This window comes from Asanoa ferruginea (assembly GCF_003387075.1).
Lineage (GTDB): Bacteria > Actinomycetota > Actinomycetes > Mycobacteriales > Micromonosporaceae > Asanoa > Asanoa ferruginea.
In genome coordinates, this window is record NZ_QUMQ01000001.1 from 2,121,000 (window position 1) to 2,136,088 (window position 15,089).

The following is a 15,089-nucleotide window of genomic DNA, read 5'->3' on the forward strand; positions in this document are numbered from 1 at the left end:
TCGGGCCAGTGTACGCGAGTTCAGGCCGGTCACAGTCGGCCACCTTGGCGCCCCGAACCGTCAACAGACCCGTTCGGAGGACCCGAATTCTGCCCGGCTAGGGGAGATATGAGGAGAGATCGGCTCGGTTTCCGCTTGCCTTGATCTTGCCGGCGGCGAGCGCGTCGGCCCACGCGAGTCGGCCGGTCGCGAGCAGGACCCACGTCACACCGTCCGTTTCGACCACATTGGAAGGCGTACCACGGGTATGTCGCGGTCCTGGGATGCATTGCACGGCACCGTATGGTGGGACCCGCACCTCGACCGAGCGGCCCGGCGCGCGCTTGGCGAGGTCGGTCAGCAGCGCACGCACAGCATCACGGAGCGTCGCCGCCTCGGGGCTAACCCCGGCGTCGAGGGCATCAAGGGCGGCCGCTACCGCAGGTGACTTATTGTGCGCACGGGACATGACGGGACGATACGACCTCCTCACGTTCTTGTTCCTTCGGCCCCTGGGTCGCGCTGATCCCGTCGGACAAGGCATAGTGACCGACGGTGTACTCGTTCGGGGGTGAGACCGGAAGGCGGTGGACGTGACAACACACCGACGAGCCTGGAGAGCACGGGCCGGTGTGGTCGTAGCGCTGATAGCTGGCGCGCTGGTCACAGTATTTCCCAACCCCGCACAAGCGGCAGCTCCAACGGTGTCGATCGTCAGCTTCTCAAACGGCACCTTGTCACCTGGCCAGAAGGCCACCGTCCGGTTCCGGGTCACCAACCAGAACCCCGGCGGCGAGCAGACGGCGACCATCAAGGTGTCGACCAGCTTCGGCGAGTTGAGCTGCACAGACGGCTGCGACAGCGACGAGCAGGTCGGCCAGGGCAACCCGCAGACGTTCGAGGCGGAAGTGACCGCCGGCAACGTCGCCGACGGCCAGACCAAGTCCGGCCAGGTCATCGTGCAGGTGACCATCAATGGCGAGAGTGGCCAGGCCACCCGTGACGTCACGGTGCGTGGCAAGCAGGTGCAGGCGCCGCCGCCGGTGGAGACCGTCAAGTCGATCAGCGGCAAGGTCACCAACCAGGCCGACGGCAAGGGTGTGAGTGGCGCTTACGTCGCTCTGAGTGACGGTGCGAGCAAGCTACACGAGACGCTCGCCAACGCCAGCGGCAACTTCACCTTCACCGGCACCACGCAGAACCCGATCGCGCCCGGTCAGATCACCATCGGGGCGTCGAAAGACGACAAGCGGAACACCAAGACGGTCAACCTCAACGCCGGCCAGAGCTCGAACAACGTCGTGATCCAGCTTCCGCTCGCCGCGGCACCGCCGTCGGTCAGCGCGACCCCGCTGGTCCCGACCGAGGCGCCCGACGACGAGATCACCGACGAGGCCACGGCCACCGACAGCGCGATCGCCGCGGCACCGGCGGGCAACACCGACGACGGTGGCGGCTTCGGCAACTGGCTGGTCGTGCTCGGCGGCGGCCTGCTGGTGGCGTTCGGCGTCGGCGGCATCATCTGGGTGATGCTGCGCCGCAAGGAAAGCGACGACCCCGACGACGAGACCTCGACCACGGGCGTCCGACCGGCTGTGCCGGCCGGCGGCGCGGCGGGCTATCGCGGCGGTGGCAACGACGCGACCCGGATCGCCGGGGCGGGCGCCGGCGGCATGGCCGACGCACCGACGATGCTGCACAACCGCGCACCGATGGACGAGTTCCCCGACCCCTACGGCGCGCCGATGCCGCCGCAGGCACCGACCTACGGTGGCGGCGCGCAGACGCAGCCCGCCTGGGGCGGCGCCGGTGGTTACGGCGAGCCCACCCGGGCCGGCGGCTACGACCAGCAGACCCAGATGTACAACCCCGCACCCGGCTCGGGCGGCGGCTACGGTGCCGGCGGCGGCTACCCCGACGCGCCCGGTTCGGGCGGCGGCGGTTACGGCGGCGCACCGGCATCGGGCGGCGGCTACGGCGGCGCACCGGCTTCCGGTGGCGGCTACGGCGGTGCACCGGCCTCCGGTGGCGACTACGGCGGCCAGCAGGCCGGCGGTGGCTACGGCGAGCGCTTCGACGAGCCGACCGGTCGCTACGAGCCCGCGTCCGGTGGCGGCGGCTACGGCGGCCAGCCGAACGGCGGCTACCCGCAGCAGGGTGGCGGCTACGGCGCCGGCCAGGGTTACAGCGCCGACGAGCGCGGCTACGGTGCCGAGCCCAACGGCTACGACCAGGGCGGCAACGGATACGGCGCGGCCGGCGGCCAGCGTGGCGGCTACGACCAGGGCGGTCGCGGCGGCTACGAGGGCGGCGGCTACGGCGGCGCTCCGAGTGCCGGCTACGACCAGGGCCCGCCCGCGGGCGGTTACCCGGCCGGTGGTTACGACCCGACCCAGGTCGGTGGCTACCCGCCGCAGGCCGGCGGTGGCTACGGCGGCGTGCCCGAGCAGCGGGGCGGTGGCGACTACGCCGCACCCGATGGCTACGGCGAGCGGGGCGACTACTACCCCGAGGAGAACGAGGGCCGCGGTGCCCGCCATGGCGCCGAGGGAGGTCGCGACCGGCGGCAGCTCGGCTGGCTCGACGACTGATCAGAGCAACCAAAAAGGGGGCCGCTTTCGCGGCCCCCTTTTTGTATGCCGTGACCTAGTGGGAAGCGCCGAACAGGCGGGGCAGCGTCGCGGTGTGCGCCTCGCGCAGCTCGGCCAGCGGCACCGCGAACTGGCCGCGGATGTCGAGCGCCTCGTTTTGCCCGTCGGTCACGCCGATCGGGGTCCACGGGACGCCCTTCTCGGCGCACAGCCCGGTGAACGCCCGCTCGTGACCGCGCGGCACTGCCACGACGGCCCGGCCGGCCGACTCGCTGAACAGGTAGACGAACGGCATCGAGCCCGCCGTGAACTCCTCCGGCAGCGCGACCCGGGCACCCACGCCGTTGCGCAGGCAGGCCTCGACCAGCGCCTGCGCGAGGCCGCCGTCGGAGACGTCGTGGGCCGAGCTGAGGTGACCGACCCGGGACGCCTCGGCGAGCACCTCGGCCAGGGCCCTTTCACGGGCCAGGTCGACCTTCGGCGGCACGCCGCCGAGGTGCTCGTGGGTCACCCAGGCCCACTCGGAGCCGGACAGCTCGTTGGCCGTCTCGCCGAGCAGGAAGATCAGGTCGCCGTCGCCGGTCGCCGGCTTGGTGAAGCCGATCGGCACCCGGTCGGCCACGTTGTCGATCACGCCGAGCACACCGACCACCGGGGTGGGGTGGATCGCCGCGGCGCCGGTCTGGTTGTAGAAGCTGACGTTGCCGCCGGTCACCGGGATGCCCAGCTCGAGGCAGCCGTCGGCCAGGCCGCGCACCGCCTCGGCGAACTGCCACATCACCGCCGGGTCTTCGGGCGAGCCGAAATTGAGGCAGTTGGTGACCGCGACCGGCTTGGCACCGCTGACGGCGACGTTGCGGTAGCTCTCGGCCAGCGCCAGCTTGGCGCCGTTGTAGGGGTCGAGCCGGGCGTAGCGCCCGTTGCCGTCAACGGACAGGGCGACACCGAGGCCGGTCTGCTCGTCGATCCGGATCACGCCGGCGTCTTCGGGCTGGGCCAGCACGGTGTTGCCGAGCACGTAGCGGTCGAACTGCTCGGTGACCCACGACTTGTCGCAGAGGTTGGGCGAGCCAACCATCCGCAGCAGGGTCTCCTTGAGGTCTTCCGGCGTCGCCGGCCTGGGCAGCGTCTCGGCCCGGTCGGCCTGGAGCAGGATCAGGTCGGCGGGCTCGCGCATCGGCCGGGCGTAGACCGGGCCGTCGTCGACCAGCGAGGCCGGCGGCACGTCGACGACCAGGTTGTCGCGCCAGGTGATCCGCAGCCGGCCGGGCAGGCCGCTGACCTCAGAAGGGGTGACCTCGCCGATCGCGGTGGCCAGCACGCCCCACTTGTCGGCGACGGCGAGCACCTCGTCGAGCTGCTCGGGCTTGACGATCAGGAGCATCCGCTCCTGCGACTCGCTGGCCAGGATCTCGTGCGGCTCCATCGACTGCTCGCGCAGCGGCACCCGCTCCAGCCAGACCCGCATGCCGGTGCCGGCGGAGGCCGCGGTCTCGGTCAGCGCGCAGGTCAGGCCGGCGCCGCCGAGGTCCTGGATGCCGACGACCAGGTTGGCGTCGTAGAGCTCGAGGCAGGCCTCGATCAGCAGCTTCTCGGTGAACGGGTCGCCGACCTGCACCGACGGGCGGCGAGCCTGGCTGCCGTCGTCGAAGGTCGCGCTGGCCAGCACGGACACGCCGCCGATGCCGTCGCGGCCGGTCTTGGCGCCCATCAGGACCACGATGTTGCCGGGGCCGGCGGCGTCTTTCTTCTGGAGCCGGTCGACCGGCAGCACGCCGAGGCACAGCGCGTTGACCAGCGGGTTGCCCTGATAGGTCGGGTCGAAGACGACCTCGCCGCCGACGTTGGGCAGGCCAAGGGAGTTGCCGTAGCCGCCGATGCCGGCCACCACGCCGGGCAGCACCCGCGCGGTGTCTTCATGATCGGCCGCGCCGAACCGCAGCGGGTCCATCACGGCGACCGGCCGGGCGCCCATCGCGAGGATGTCGCGGACGATGCCGCCGACACCGGTCGCGGCGCCCTGGTAGGGCTCGACGAAGCTCGGGTGGTTGTGTGACTCGACCTTGAAGGTCACCGCGATCTCGTCGGAGATCTTGATGACACCGGCGTTTTCGCCGATGCCGGCGAGCATCCGGTCGCTCGGCGGCGCCTTCTCGCTGAACTGCCGCAGGTGCACCTTGCTCGACTTGTAGGAGCAGTGCTCGCTCCACATGATCGAATACATCGCCAGCTCGGACTGGGTCGGCCGGCGGTGCAGGATGCCGCGGATGCGGTCGTATTCGTCGTCGCGCAGCCCGAGCTCGGCGAAGGGCTGGAGCTCCTCCGGGGTGCCGTTGGCCTGCTCGACGGTGTCGGGGCCCTCGTGCGGCTCGTAGGGCGAACCCTGCGCCGGCAAGGACAGCTCGGCTGCCTCGCTCGACGCCGTATCGGGCTGTGTTGTCATGCCGTGGCCCCCGCCAGGTGCTTGAGAATCGAGGTGAAGAAGCCCAGACCGTCGAGCGACGGACCGGTGAGTGCCTCGATCGCGTGCTCGGGGTGGGGCATGAGCCCGACGACGTTGCCGGCCTCGTTGGTGATGCCGGCGATGTCGCGCTCGGAGCCGTTGGGGTTGCCGCGCACATAGGTCGCGACGATCCGACCGTTGGCCGTCAACTCGTCGAGCGTCGCCTGGTCAGCGACGTAGCGACCCTCGCCGCTCTTGAGCGGGACCAGGATCTCCTGGTCGGCCTCGAACGAGTTGGTCCACGCGGTGCCGCTGGTGCCGACGCGCAGCCACTGGTCGCGGTTGCGGAAGTGCAGGTGGCTGTTGCGGGTGAGGGCACCGGGAAGCAGGTGGGCTTCGCACAGGATCTGGAAGCCGTTGCAGATGCCCAGCACCGGCAGCCCGCCCCGGGCGCCGTCGATGATCGACTCCATCACCGGCGCGAACCGGGCGATCGCACCGGTGCGCAGGTAGTCGCCGTAGGAGAAACCGCCGGGCAGCACCACGGCGTCGACGCCGTGCAGGTCGCTGTCGCCGTGCCACAGCCGCACGGCCTCGCCACCGGCGACCCGGACGGCGCGCGCGGCGTCACCGTCGTCGAGCGAGCCCGGGAACGTCACGACTCCGACGCGGGCACTCACGACGGGTCACCCGCCGGAACAGGCTCGTCGGCGACCTCGTGGATGGTGAAGTCTTCGATCACCGGGTTGGCGAGCAGCTTGTCAGCGATCTCCCGCACCCGGTCGAGATCGGCTTCGCCGGTGAACTCGATTTCGATGCGGCGACCGATGCGCACGGAGGAGACATCACTGACCCCGAGCCGCGGCAGCGCGTTGGCGACCGCTTGGCCCTGAGGATCGAGGATCTCCGGCTTGAGCATGACGTCGACGACGACGCGAGCCACTGGGCACTCCTGACTTTTGTACGCGGTAAGCGCGCCAAGACTACCCGGTAGATAGACGCGGACCGGCACCCGCCCAGACCGTGGACAGGCATCGTGGACAGGCATTACGCGCGTAGTGCCTCGACCGTGGTAAGGACGGCGAGGACAAGGCAGATCCCGGCCGCCACATATCGGATCACCGACAACTTGACCCTCTTCCGCAGCCAGCGACCAAGCAGGACAGCGGCACCGGAGACCACCACCAGCGCCAGCCACGAGCCCACGAACACCGGAATGGGATCTCGGCCACTCGCGACCAGGCCGGCGGTCAGCAACTGCGACAGGTCACCCCATTCAGCGGTGAACAGGACGACAAAACTCGCTGCCGCCGCGCGTACGCCGGTGCGCCTGGTCTTGATCTGCCCATCGAGCTCCTCCGGTTTCTGCTCGTCGGCCTTGCGGGCGCCGTGGAAGAGGACGAACGCGCCGGCCAGGAACAGCGCCGCGGCGACCAACTCGACCGGCCGTTCGGGGAGCCGGGAGATCAGGGTGCCCGCGGCGACCGCGACCGCGCACTGCACGAAGAACGCGACGATCACGCCGAGCCACACCGGTAGTGGCGGATACCGGGTGCTCAGCACGAGGGTCGCGACGAACGTCTTGTCGGGTAACTCGACCGGCAGGATCAGCGCGAACGCCGTGACCGCGACGACGAGGAACTCCATCGCGGTCAACGCTAATCGGGTCGCCGGCCATCACCGCGCGGTATGACTTCAAACTGATGATTGCGAATACATCGATATCCCAATAGCGTCTCGGGCAGTCCGAACCACCCCCCTCGGATAGGAGCCCCACAGATGCGCAAACGCCTCACCCTGGCCGCGCTCGCCATCGGTCTGACCGGCGCGTTCCTCGTGCCCAGCGCGGCCGGCGCCGCACCGACCGGCCCAGATCAGATCATCGGTGGCAGCACGGTGGCGTCCGCGCCGTGGGCCGCCGCCGTGTTCAGCGGCGGATCGTTCACCTGTTCCGGCACGATCATCGCGTCGACCTGGGTGCTCACCGCCCGGCACTGCATCAGCGGCACGATGTCGGTGCGCGTCGGCAGCGTCAACCGCGGTTCCGGTGGTGTCACCCGCACCGTCAGCGCCACCTACACCCGCAGCGACCTGGCCCTGATGCGGCTGAGCAGTGCGGTGAGCACGAGCTACGTGACACTTTCCAGCGCCTACCCGCCGGTCAACTCCACCAACACCATCTACGGCTGGGGCATGACCTGCTACAGCGGCTGTGACGCCTCGCCGGTGCTCAAGACCGCCAGCGTGCGGGTGACCAGCACCAACGTCACCGACGCCTACGGTGGCCGGGCGATCCGCAGCACCCGGATCAACGGCAACGCGTGGCGCGGCGACTCCGGCGGCCCGCAGTTCTACAACGGCGCGCAGGTCGGCGTCGCCTCGACGGCCGACGGCTCCAGCATCCAGAACTACGGCAGCGTCGCCTACAACCGGGCCTGGATCACCTCGACCGCGGGCGTGTAAAGGAAGGAACGCTCTCCCACAATCCGGCGTGGCGCCTCCGTCTGCGAGGCGCCACGCCGGCTTGTCAGAGGATGGGGCGCGGCGTGTAGCCGGCCGCGCTCGGGTGCTGGCGGACCACCTCGGCGATCTTCTCGGCCACGGCGGCCACCTGGGCGCCGGCCGCACCGACGAACGCGGCCCGGTCGGCGACCAGCGCGTCGATCTCGCCCCGCGAGAGGCCCAGCCGGCCGTCGGCGGCGAGCCGGTCGAACAGGTCGTTGTCGGTGGTGCCCTTCTCCCGCATCGCGAGCGCCACGGCGACCGCGTTCTCCTTGATCACCTCATGCGCCGTCTCGCGACCGACTCCCCGGCGTACGGCGGCGACCAGGATCTTGGTCGTGGCCAGGAACGGCAGGTAGCGGTCGAGCTCGCGGGCCACCACGGCGGGATAGGCGCCGAACTCGTCGAGCACGGTCAGGAAGGTCTGGAACAGGCCGTCGGTGGCGAAGAACGCGTCGGGCAGCGCGACCCGGCGGACCACCGAGTCGGAGACGTCGCCCTCGTTCCACTGGTCGCCGGCCAGCTCGCCGATCATCGACACGTAGCCGCGGACCACGACCGCGAGCCCGTTGACCCGCTCGCTGGACCGCGTGTTCATCTTGTGCGGCATCGCGCTGGAGCCGACCTGGCCCGGCCGGAAGCCCTCGGTGACCAGTTCCTGGCCGACCATCAGCCGGATCGTGGTGGCCAGGCTGCTCGGCGCGGCGACCACCTGGGCCAGCGCGGTGACCACGTCGAAGTCGAGCGAGCGCGGGTAGATCTGGCCGACGCTGCTGAGCACGGAGGAGAAGCCGAGGTGCGCGGCGACCCGGGCCTCCAGCTCGGCGACCTTGGCGGCGTCGCCGTCGAAGAGGTCGAGCTGGTCGGCGGCGGTGCCGACCGGCCCCTTGATGCCGCGCAGCGGGTAACGGCCGATCAGGTCGTCGAGCCGCTGGTAGGCGATCAGCAGCTCCTCGCCGGCCGACGCGAACCGCTTGCCCAGGGTGGTCGCCTGCGCGGCGACGTTGTGCGAGCGGCCGGCCAGCACCAGGTGGTCGTGTTCGACCGCGAGGCGGGCCAGCCGGGCCAGGGTGGCAACCACCCGGTCGCGGACCAGTTCCAGCGAGGAGCGGATCTGGAGCTGCTCGACGTTCTCGGTCAGGTCGCGGGAGGTCATCCCCTTGTGGATCTGCTCGTGGCCGGCCAGGTCGGCGAACTCCTCGATCCGAGCCTTCACGTCGTGCCGGGTGACCCGCTCCCGCTCGGCGATCGAGACGAGGTCGACGTCGTCGAGCACCCCCCGGTAGGCCTCGACCGCGCCGGCCGGCACGTCGATGCCCAGGTCGCGTTGCGCCTCCAGCACCGCGATCCACAGCCGTCGCTCGAGCTTCACCTTCTCCGTCGGCGACCACAGGTCGACCAGCTCGGGTGAGGCGTAGCGGGCGGCGAGAATGTTGGGCACCGAAGTCACCCGGCCATTCTGGCACCCGCCCGGAGCGGCCCTTACACCTGCGAGTGGCCGCGCTGTGACCCAACGCACAGCGGGTTATGGTGAGGCCATGAAGCCATTTCGGGTCGAGACCACTGTGGACGCGCCCCAGGCGCTGGTCTGGCGGCACTTCACCGAGGCGGAGCTGATCGGGCAGTGGTTCGGCTGGGACTATCCGGGCCTCGCCGACGAGATCCGGATGATCTTCCTCGATGACGCCCGACTCAGCCCGCCTGACCGGATCGCGCTGGGCGAAGACCACCTGATCACGCTGACGGCCGACAGCCCCACCAGCACCACCGTCCGGATCGAGTCGCCGGGCGAGCCGAGCGGCGAATACGACGCGATCGAAGAGGGCTGGCGGCAGTTCCTCGAGCAGTTGCGGTTCCTGCTCGCCCGCGGCCAGGGCGCCCGGCGCACCCTGTTCTTCCAAGGTTCGGTGCTGCCGGCGCTGCGCACCGACGCCGGTCGGGTCTGGCACGCGAGCCCGCACCTGCGGATGACCGTCGACGGCTCGGGCCACCTGGTCGCCCTCGCGACGCTGGCGCCGGTCAACTCCACCGAGCCGACCGACGCCACGCTCGTCGTCTCCACCTATGGCCTCGACGACGCCGCCTACGCCGCAGTCGAAGAGGCCTGGGCCGACCGCTGGAAGTCGGTGACCGCCTAGACGGCGTGCCGGAGCTGGCGGACGTCGCGGCTGAACAACATGGCGATGGTGGCCACCGCGATCACGGCGGCGGCGCCGACCAGGGTGTGTCGCGTGCCGAAGTGCTCGGCGAGCGGGCCGGCCGCGACCTGGCCGATCGGCAGGGCGAGGATCGAACCCAACATGTCGTAGGAGTAGACCCGCGCCAACATGTCGCTCGGCACGTGCTCCTGCATGGTGGTGTCCCAGGCCACGGTGAACTGCTCGAGCGCGAACCCGACCGCGAAACCGGCCAGCAGCAGGACCAGCACCGTCGAGGTCAGGCCAAGGGCGAGCACCAGCAGCACGTCGCCGAGGCACCAGAGCACGCCGTAGAAGAGCAGCCTGCCGACCCGGACCCGCATGGCGACCAGCGCACCGGCGATCATGCCGGCGGTCTCCACGGCCAGGATCAGGCCCCAGGTGGTCCGGCCGAAGCTCGCGTCGGCGACGACCGGGCCGAGCACGCTGACCGATCCCGACAACGCCGCGTTGATCACGCAGAACCCGGCGACGACCACCCACAGCCAGGTGCGGCTGATGAACGCGGTCCAGCCGTGCCGCATCTCGGCGAAGATGCCCGGCCGGTCGAGCACCGGCGGCTGGTCGGTCTTCGGGATCCGCACCAGCGCGAACAGCAGGCCCGCGAGGAAGAAGGTGCCGGCGTCGACGGCGAGGCCCCAGCCCGGGCCGGCGGTCGCGACGAGCACGCCGCCGAGCGAGGAACCGGCGATCATCGCGGAGTTGAACGCCAGCCGGTTGATCGCGTTGGCCTGCTGGAGAATCGCGGCCGGCACGGTCTGCGGCACTATCGCCGAGATGGCCGGGAACGAGACGGCGGCCGCGATGCCGTTGACCGCCGACAGGCCCAGCAGCAACGGGATCGTCGCCGTGCCGGTGAGCACCGTGACCGCGACGGTCGCCTGGGTCGCGCCGGCCAGCACCGATGCGCCGACCATCACCAGGTGGCGCGGTAGCCGGTCGGCGATGACCCCGCCGAAGAGGATGAAGATGACGTTGAAGAGCGACCGGGCACCGACGACCAGGCCCAGGTCGCGTGCCGAGCCGGTGAGGTCGAGCACGGCGAACGCGAGGGCGATCGGCGCGACGGCGTTGCCCAACATGGTGGTCGTGCGGCCGGCGACGAGGAACCGGAACGGGGCGTGGCGCAAGGGCGCCAGCATTCCGGGTCTGGGCTCATCACCGGTCGCCGGAGGGGCGGCGACGGTGTCGGTCATCGTGCGTCGGGCTCCATTCTGAATAGTGCGATCGTCGCGTTCACGCGGATCGTGCCGGGGGTGCGGGGTGCCACGGCCGCCCGGTGCAGGGCCAGGCTGGCCTGGTCGATCTGCTCTTTCACCGCGGCGAAGACGGCCGGGTCGACCCAGAGTTCGGCGTCGGTGAAGTGATTGCCCTTCGCGCGCATCAACGCCCTGGAACGGCGGCGCAGCTCGCTCGCGAGCACCTCGTACATCAGCAGGTGGTCGGCGGTCCGCGGGGCGTCGTCGGGAATGTTGGGCTCGGGCTTGGCGAAGTCGGCCTCGACGTTGTGCCGGTAGCGCTTGGCTACCCCGCCCCGGATCCGCTCCTCGCCGGCCGCCTCGATCTGACCGGCGGCGAGCAGGTGCCGCAAATGATAGCTGGCGTTGGCGTGCGTCAGGTCGAGCTCCCGTGCCACCTCGGCGGCGGTCATCGCCGAGCCGGTCAGCAGCGACAGGATCCGCAGTCGCACCGGATGCGCCAGCGCGCGGAGCTTGACGGTCGGGTCATCTCCCAAAGACATGTTGGAGAGTATGCGCGTCGATCTCGCACACTGTCAAACATTCATTGGGGGGTACGGGCGGAGCGCTGGGGTCAGCGCTCCAGGATGGCCACCACGCCCTGGCCGCCGGCGGCGCAGATGGAGATCAGGCCCCGCCCGCCGCCCTTCTCCGCCAGCAGCTTGGCCAGCGTCGCGACGATCCGGCCGCCGGTCGCGGCGAACGGGTGGCCGGCCGCCAGCGACGAGCCGTTGACGTTGAGCTTGGCGCGGTCGATCGACCCGAGCGGCGCGTCGAGACCGAGCCGCTCCTTGCAGAACTCCGGCGACTCCCAGGCCGCCAGGGTCGCCAGCACCTGCGACGCGAACGCCTCGTGGATCTCGTAGAAGTCGAAGTCCTGGAGGCTCAGCCCGTGGCGGGCGAGCAACCGCGGCACCGCGTAGGCCGGGGCCATCAGCAGCCCCTCGTCACCGTGCACGAAGTCGACCGCCGCGGTCTCCGCGTCGACGAAGTGCGCGAGCACCGGCAGCCGGCGCTCGGCGGCCCACTCGTCGGTCGCGAGCAGCACGGTCGACGCGCCGTCGGTCAGCGGCGACGAGTTGCCGGCGGTCATCGTCGCCCGCTCGCCGTCGGGGCCTCGCGTGCCGAACACCGGCCGCAGCGCACCCAACTTCTCCAGCGAGGTGTCGGCGCGCAGGTTCTGGTCACGGCTGAGCCCCAGGTAGGGCGTGATCAGGTCGTCGAAGAAGCCACGCTCGTAGGCCGCCGCGAGTCGCTGGTGCGAGGCCAGCGCGAGGGCGTCTTGCGCCTGCCGGTCGACGTTCCAGCGCAGCGCGGTGATCGCGGCGTGGTCGCCCATCGACAGGCCGGTGCGCGGCTCGGCGTTGCGCGGCGCCTCGGGCAGGAACGCGTGGTGCGGGCGCAGCCGGGCGGCCGCCCGCACTTTGGCTGCGGTCGTGCGGGCCGAGTTCAGCTGGAGCAGCGTGCGGCGCAGGTCTTCGTTGAGCGCCAGCGGAGCGTCCGATGTGGTGTCGACGCCGCCCGCGATGCCCGCATCGAGTTGGCCCAGCGCGATCTTGTTGGCCACCAGGATGGCGGCCTCCAGACCGGTGCCACAGGCCTGCTGGATGTCGTAGGCCGGGGTGGTCGGGTCCAATCGCGAGCCGAGCACCACCTCGCGGGTCAGGTTGAAGTCACGGGAGTGCTTGAGCACGGCACCGGCGACCAGTTCGCCGACCCGGGCGCCGGCCAGCCCGAAGCGGGCGACCAGCCCGTCGAGCGCGGCGGTGAGCAGGTCGAGGTTGCTGGCTTGCGCGTAGCGGCTGTTGGAGCGGGCGAACGGCACCCGGTTGCCGCCGACGATCGCGACTCTTCTGGTCTCCATCAGACGCCCTCCCTCACCGGTTACCCGCAAGTAGGCTATCGCTATGAGCGACCGATACGCGAGCTTCGCGAACTCCGGTCCCGGCCGCGCGCTGGTCAAGCGGCTCGGGCTGCCCCAGCCACCGCTGCTGCGCCGCTTCCGCCCCGGGGATCCGCTGGTCACCGGGCCCGTGCTGCTCGGCGCCGCACCCGGCGGCCGGCTCGACGAGCCGGTCCGAAAGATGCTCACGATCGCCGGCGTCGGCCTCGACGGCGGGCCGCCCTGGTCGGCACTGGTGTTCGACGCGACCGGCATCGCCGACACCGCCGCGCTGCACCCGGTCTACGAGTTCTTCCACGCCAACGCCCGGACGCTGGGCCCCAGCGGGCGGGTGATCGTCTTCGGCACGCCGCCGGAAGCGTGCTCCTCGCCGCGCGAGGCCACCGCCCAGCGCGCCCTGGAGGGCCTGACCCGCAGCATCGCCAAGGAGTTCGGCCGCGGCATGACCGCCCAACTCGTCTATGTGGCACCCGGCGCCGACGAGTTCGCCGACTCCACCGTGCGATTCCTGCTTTCCGGGCGCTCGGCGTACGTGTCGGGTCAGGTGATCCGGATCGGCCACGTGCTCTCGTCGCCGATGACCGACTGGGCGCACCCGCTGGACGGCAAAGTGGCCCTGGTGACCGGGGCCGCGCAGGGCATCGGCGCGGCCATCGCGCGGGTGCTGGCCCGCGACGGCGCCCGGGTGGTCGCCCTCGACGTGCCGGCCGCGGGCGAGAGCCTGGCCCGGGTCGCCAACGAGGTCGGCGGCACGGCGCTGCAACTCGACCTCACCCGCCCCGACGCACCGTCGACACTGGCCGCCCAGCTCGACTCGCGGCACGGCAAGGTAGACATCGTGGTGCACAACGCCGGGATCACCCGCGACAAGACGATCGGCCGGATGAGCGCCGAGCAGTGGGACGCGGTCATCGACGTCAACCTGTCCAGCCAGGAACGGATCAACGAAGCTCTGGTGCCGCTGATCCCGGAAGGCGGCCGGATCGTCGCCGTCTCGTCGACCAGCGGCATCGCCGGCAACCGCGGCCAGACCAACTACGCCACCTCGAAAGCCGGCGTGATCGGGCTGGTCCAGTCGATGGCGCCGGTGCTCGCGCCGCAGGGGATCACGATCAACGCGGTGGCGCCGGGCTTCATCGAGACCCGGATGACCGCGCGGATGCCGGTGGCGGCCCGCGAGATCGGGCGCCGGATGAACAGCATGTCGCAGGGCGGCCTGCCGGTCGACGTGGCCGAGACGATCGCCTGGCTCGCCGCGCCGGGCTCGGCCGGCATCACCGGCAACGTGATCCGGGTGTGCGGCCAGATGTGGCTGGGCGCCTGATGTCGATCGTGGAACTCGACGGCCCGCCGGAGCTGGGACCGCTCTACCGGCGGGCGGCGATCCGGGCGCTGCCCCGCATCGGCCTGGTGCCGGGCAGCGACCGGCGGCCGCCGATCGAGGTGCTGCCCGACGTCGAACTCGTGCTGCGCGGCGTTGTCGTGGATCGCGGGCGGCTGGCCGAATACGACCGGGTGTGCGGCTTCCGGCTGAGCGACCGGCTGCCGGTGACGTTCCCGCACGTGCTGGCCACGCCGCTGGCGATGCGGCTGATGACCAGCCCCGAGTTTCCCTACCCGGTGGTCGGGTTGGTGCACGTCGCCAACCGGATCACGGTGACCCGGCCGCTCGACGCCGGCGACCGGTTCGACCTGTCGGTGCGGGCGGTCGACCTGCGCCCGCACGAGCGCGGCCGGCAGTTCGACGTGGTCGCGGTCGCGACCGTCGACGGGGTCGAGGTCTGGCGAGACGTCTCCACTTACCTGCGCCGGGGTCGTGCCTCCGGCCCGTCTGGTTCGGCGCCCCGGGACGTGCCGCCGCCGGCCTCGGCGACCTGGAAGGTGCCGGCCCGGGTCGGTGTCGACTACGCGCGGGTGTCCGGCGACCGCAACCCGATCCACACCTCGCGGCTGGGTGCCAGGCTCTTCGGGTTCCCGCGCCCGATCGCGCACGGGATGTGGAGCAAGGCCCGCTGCCTGGCGGCGCTCGAGGGCCGGCTGCCCGACGCGTACACCGTCGAGGTCGCCTTCAAGAGGCCGATCCTGCTGCCTGGCACGGTCGCGTTCGCGGCGACGCCGGGCGAGACCTTCGCTCTGCACGACCCGAAGAGCGGCGCGCCACACCTCACCGGCACCATCAGCTAGCAACGGCCCCCGCGGCCCCTTGTCCCCTGCCTGTCGGCGGGGTTATTCTCA

14 protein-coding genes are annotated in these 15,089 nt (G+C 71.1%); 5 read left to right on the forward strand and 9 right to left on the reverse strand.

Translation table 11 applies throughout. The annotated features are described in order from the left end of the window. Positions 1-97: 97 nt before the first annotated feature. Positions 98-448: a sterol carrier family protein gene (locus DFJ67_RS10215; protein WP_116067660.1), complete on the reverse strand. Its 351-nt coding sequence runs from the start codon at positions 446-448 to the stop codon at positions 98-100. Positions 449-683: 235 nt separating this feature from the next. Between DFJ67_RS10215 and DFJ67_RS10220 the strand changes: the two genes are divergently transcribed. Continuing rightward, a complete protein-coding gene (locus tag DFJ67_RS10220) occupies positions 684-2,570 on the forward strand; it encodes a carboxypeptidase-like regulatory domain-containing protein (protein WP_170215779.1) in 1,887 nt (628 codons plus the stop codon). A gap of 55 nt (positions 2,571-2,625) precedes the next feature. Here DFJ67_RS10220 and purL read toward each other — a convergent pair whose 3' ends face one another. The 4 genes from purL to DFJ67_RS10240 form a co-directional block, all read right to left on the reverse strand. Further along, positions 2,626-5,013 carry a phosphoribosylformylglycinamidine synthase subunit PurL gene (purL, locus tag DFJ67_RS10225; protein ID WP_116067662.1) on the reverse strand — a complete coding sequence of 796 codons (2,388 nt, stop codon included), beginning with the start codon at positions 5,011-5,013 and terminating at the stop codon, positions 2,626-2,628. Then, positions 5,010-5,693 (reverse strand): phosphoribosylformylglycinamidine synthase subunit PurQ, encoded by a 684-nt coding sequence (gene purQ, locus DFJ67_RS10230; protein ID WP_116067663.1) that lies wholly within the window; start codon positions 5,691-5,693, stop codon positions 5,010-5,012. Before purQ ends, purL begins: the two co-directional genes overlap by 4 nt. Continuing rightward, entirely contained in the window at positions 5,690-5,956 is a 267-nt protein-coding gene (gene purS / locus DFJ67_RS10235; RefSeq protein WP_116067664.1) for a phosphoribosylformylglycinamidine synthase subunit PurS, read from the reverse strand. The genes purQ and purS overlap by 4 nt, the downstream gene beginning before the upstream one ends. Before the next feature lie 104 nt (positions 5,957-6,060). Beyond that, positions 6,061-6,660 (reverse strand): TMEM165/GDT1 family protein, encoded by a 600-nt coding sequence (locus DFJ67_RS10240; protein WP_116067665.1) that lies wholly within the window; start codon positions 6,658-6,660, stop codon positions 6,061-6,063. Positions 6,661-6,792: 132 nt separating this feature from the next. Between DFJ67_RS10240 and DFJ67_RS10245 the strand changes: the two genes are divergently transcribed. Next, positions 6,793-7,476, forward strand: a complete 684-nt coding sequence (locus DFJ67_RS10245; RefSeq protein WP_116067666.1) for a S1 family peptidase — start codon at positions 6,793-6,795, stop codon at positions 7,474-7,476. Positions 7,477-7,540: 64 nt separating this feature from the next. On the opposite strand, the gene purB is transcribed toward DFJ67_RS10245, so the two are convergent. Next, positions 7,541-8,965 (reverse strand): adenylosuccinate lyase, encoded by a 1,425-nt coding sequence (purB, locus tag DFJ67_RS10250; protein WP_116067667.1) that lies wholly within the window; start codon positions 8,963-8,965, stop codon positions 7,541-7,543. 88 nt (positions 8,966-9,053) lie between these two features. On the opposite strand from purB, the gene DFJ67_RS10255 reads away from it, so the two are divergent. Beyond that, positions 9,054-9,653 (forward strand): SRPBCC family protein, encoded by a 600-nt coding sequence (locus DFJ67_RS10255; protein WP_116067668.1) that lies wholly within the window; start codon positions 9,054-9,056, stop codon positions 9,651-9,653. Here the strand turns inward: DFJ67_RS10255 and DFJ67_RS10260 are convergent. From DFJ67_RS10260 to DFJ67_RS10270, 3 genes are all read right to left on the reverse strand, one after another. Then, positions 9,650-10,909 (reverse strand): MFS transporter, encoded by a 1,260-nt coding sequence (locus DFJ67_RS10260; RefSeq protein ID WP_239097144.1) that lies wholly within the window; start codon positions 10,907-10,909, stop codon positions 9,650-9,652. The two genes, DFJ67_RS10255 and DFJ67_RS10260, sit on opposite strands and share 4 nt — an antisense overlap. Next, positions 10,906-11,454, reverse strand: coding sequence for an ArsR/SmtB family transcription factor (locus DFJ67_RS10265; RefSeq protein WP_116067669.1), 549 nt, complete (start codon positions 11,452-11,454; stop codon positions 10,906-10,908). Before DFJ67_RS10265 ends, DFJ67_RS10260 begins: the two co-directional genes overlap by 4 nt. 71 nt (positions 11,455-11,525) lie before the next feature. Further along, positions 11,526-12,818 carry an acetyl-CoA C-acetyltransferase gene (locus tag DFJ67_RS10270; RefSeq protein ID WP_116075997.1) on the reverse strand — a complete coding sequence of 431 codons (1,293 nt, stop codon included), beginning with the start codon at positions 12,816-12,818 and terminating at the stop codon, positions 11,526-11,528. 40 nt (positions 12,819-12,858) lie between these two features. On the opposite strand from DFJ67_RS10270, the gene DFJ67_RS10275 reads away from it, so the two are divergent. Together DFJ67_RS10275 and DFJ67_RS10280 are read left to right on the forward strand one after the other, a co-directional pair. Further along, entirely contained in the window at positions 12,859-14,178 is a 1,320-nt protein-coding gene (locus tag DFJ67_RS10275) for a 3-oxoacyl-ACP reductase (protein WP_116067670.1), read from the forward strand. Next, positions 14,178-15,038, forward strand: a complete 861-nt coding sequence (locus tag DFJ67_RS10280; RefSeq protein WP_116067671.1) for a MaoC/PaaZ C-terminal domain-containing protein — start codon at positions 14,178-14,180, stop codon at positions 15,036-15,038. The genes DFJ67_RS10275 and DFJ67_RS10280 overlap by 1 nt, the downstream gene beginning before the upstream one ends. Positions 15,039-15,089: the final 51 nt, after the last annotated feature.

Excerpts from the sequence above, each read along its gene's own strand:
- DFJ67_RS10215 (WP_116067660.1), bottom strand. The coding sequence starts at position 448 with ATGTCCCGTGCGCACAATAAGTCACCTGCGGTAGCGGCCGCCCTTGAT.
- purL (WP_116067662.1), bottom strand. The coding sequence starts at position 5,013 with ATGACAACACAGCCCGATACGGCGTCGAGCGAGGCAGCCGAGCTGTCC.
- DFJ67_RS10240 (WP_116067665.1), bottom strand. The coding sequence starts at position 6,660 with ATGGAGTTCCTCGTCGTCGCGGTCACGGCGTTCGCGCTGATCCTGCCG.
- DFJ67_RS10245 (WP_116067666.1), top strand. The coding sequence starts at position 6,793 with ATGCGCAAACGCCTCACCCTGGCCGCGCTCGCCATCGGTCTGACCGGC.
- DFJ67_RS10255 (WP_116067668.1), top strand. The coding sequence starts at position 9,054 with ATGAAGCCATTTCGGGTCGAGACCACTGTGGACGCGCCCCAGGCGCTG.
- DFJ67_RS10260 (WP_239097144.1), bottom strand. The coding sequence starts at position 10,909 with ATGACCGACACCGTCGCCGCCCCTCCGGCGACCGGTGATGAGCCCAGA.
- DFJ67_RS10265 (WP_116067669.1), bottom strand. The coding sequence starts at position 11,454 with ATGTCTTTGGGAGATGACCCGACCGTCAAGCTCCGCGCGCTGGCGCAT.
- DFJ67_RS10275 (WP_116067670.1), top strand. The coding sequence starts at position 12,859 with ATGAGCGACCGATACGCGAGCTTCGCGAACTCCGGTCCCGGCCGCGCG.
- DFJ67_RS10280 (WP_116067671.1), top strand. The coding sequence starts at position 14,178 with ATGTCGATCGTGGAACTCGACGGCCCGCCGGAGCTGGGACCGCTCTAC.